The sequence below is a fragment of the Micromonospora maritima genome (assembly GCF_902825405.1).
Classification (GTDB): Bacteria; Actinomycetota; Actinomycetes; order Mycobacteriales; family Micromonosporaceae; genus Micromonospora; species Micromonospora maritima.
Genome location: NZ_CADEAU010000712.1, coordinates 1 through 2,199, shown reverse-complemented (window position 1 = coordinate 2,199; position 2,199 = coordinate 1). Strand labels below are relative to the sequence as shown.

At 74.1% G+C, this 2,199-nt stretch carries 1 protein-coding gene and 1 pseudogene; both read left to right on the top strand.

The features are described from left to right. Positions 1-63 precede the first annotated feature (63 nt). Complete coding sequence (locus HUW36_RS31395) at positions 64-1,860, top strand: LpqB family beta-propeller domain-containing protein (RefSeq protein WP_174531389.1); 1,797 nt, start codon at positions 64-66, stop codon at positions 1,858-1,860. A 7-nt stretch (positions 1,861-1,867) separates the two neighbouring features. Beyond that, positions 1,868-2,199, top strand: a pseudogene (locus tag HUW36_RS31390) (ComF family protein); the annotation flags it as partial.

Here is a 2,199-nt window from a genome sequence, read left to right as displayed (position 1 = left end):
CTACACGACGCTCTTCCGATCTGGCCCCGCCGCCGCCGACGTCGACAAGGCAGAGGTGACCCGATGAGGCGTCGTCTGGTGGCGGTGCTGCTGGCCGGCTTCCTGCTTCCCGCCGGCCTGGTCGGGTGCGGCATCCCGGCCGAGACGGACGTCCAGGTCGACGGCTCGGTGCCCGCCGCCGAGGCCGGCTCGCTCAACGGCAGCCCGGCCCCGCCGCCCGCGCCCGGCGACGCCGACGAGCCGGTGCCGTTCATCGAGAACTACCTGCGTGCGGCGGCCGCCGGAGAGCGCGACCAGGCGTACACCCGGGCCCGGTCGTTCCTCGCCGAGGAGGCCCGCGACCTGCTGCCCGGCAAGCCGCAGACCAGCGAGGTCGAGCTGACCGTGGTCCGGCTCCGGGCCAAGCCGGAGAGCACCCCGGCCAACCCGCAGGGCATCTTCACGGTGACGATCAAGGTGCAGCAGGTCGGCGTGCTGCGCGCCGACGGCACGCTCGGCCCGCCGGGGGCCACCGAGACCGAGTACCCGTTCCAGCTGCGCCGGGCCGGGCCGACCGGGGCCGGGCTGCTGATCACCGAGCTGCCGAACGTGCTGCTGACCACCGACACGGCGCTGCGGGAGTACTACCGCTCGCGCACCGTCTACTTCTGGAACTCGGACCTGACCCGCCTCGTGCCCGACCTGCGCTACCTGCCCTCGTCGGTGCCGGCCGAGCGGCGGGTCACCGAGGTGGTGAAGTGGCTGGCCGACGGTCCGTCCGACTGGTTGTCCCCGGGGGTGACCGGGTTGCCCGACGGCACCCGGCCGATCAACAACGCCACCGGGCAGGACTCCCAGTGGGAGGTCAACCTGACCATGCCCGGGGCCAACGAGGAGCGGCTGGCCCGGCTGGGCACCCAGTTGGCGTGGTCGTTGCCGGAGCTGACCGGCCAGCTCGACCTCAAGATCCAGAATCAGAAGCGGTTCAGCGTCGACCTGCAACGCGAGCGCGCGACGCGCCCCGCCTACCCGCGCGGCGCACCCCCGACGCGGTTCAGCGTCTACGACGGGGCCATCCACCCGCTGGCCATCGGCGACGAGCGGCGGGAGCCGGTCCCGTTGCCGGCCGCGCAGAACCGGAACGTGGTCTCCGCGTCGCTGGCCCGGGCCGACGACCAGGTGCTCGCGGCGCTTGTGGTGACCGGGTCGGGACGGCAGCGGCTCAAGGTCGGCACCGGTTCGTCGCCCGTCGCGGTGTTCACCGTCGGCACGGACAGCTTCCGCTCGATGAGCCGACCCACCTGGCTTCGCTCGCTGGCCAAGGGCCGCCCGGCGGGCCTGGTGGCGGCCGACGGCAAGCTGTACCGGTTCGACGGGACGGCCCGGACGAGCCCGGTGCCGCTGAACGTCTCCGGCAACGTGACGGCGGTCGCGGGGTCCCTCGACGGCCACCGGATCGCGCTGGTCAGCGGTGGCGTCGTCTACGTCGCGCCGGTGAACGTCGAGGGCGGTGTGGTGACCCTGGGGCAGCCCCGCCCGCTGCCCACGCAGCTCACCGGCGTGACCGCGGTCGACTGGATCACGGAGAACGAGCTGGTCATCGCCGGCAACGACCCGGACCGGCGTTCGGCCATCCACCAGCTCACCGTGGACGGCGCCTGGGAACCGCCGCTGGCCTCCGAGATCGGTGCGCCGGTGTCCCAGTTGGCGGCGTACCCGGGCGGTGGCGACAGCGGCCTGCCGGCGCTCTCCTTCATGTTCGAGACGAACGGTGGCGCCTGGCGCAACAACCCGATCGACTTCGTCACGCCGGAACAGGTGCTGGACGTGCCGGCCGGCGGTCGGTCGGCCAACCCGACCGCACCGTTCTTCCTCTACTGAGGTGGCGGTGCCGGACCTCGGTGGGCTCTGGGCGGACCTGACCGATCTGGTGCTGCCCGCCGGGTGCGCCGGCTGCGCCGCGCGGTCCCCGGGGCTGCGGCAGGGCTTCTGCCCGCGCTGCGTGGCCGAGCTGGAGTCGTTGCGCCCCACCTCGACCCGCCCCGACCCGGCGCCGCCGGACCTGCCGCCCTGCGTCGCCCTCGGGCCGTACGGGGGCGCGTTGCGGGAGGGGCTGCTGGCGTACAAGGAACGGGGCCGGCACGGGCTGGCCCGGCCGCTGGGCGCGTTGCTGGCCGAGGTGGTCGCCGAGGCCGTGGGACCACCGGGCCCGGTGACCCT

Bases quoted from the DNA above. Each gene is read 5' to 3' on its own strand.
- HUW36_RS31395 (WP_174531389.1), top strand. From the start codon at position 64: ATGAGGCGTCGTCTGGTGGCGGTGCTGCTGGCCGGCTTCCTGCTTCCC.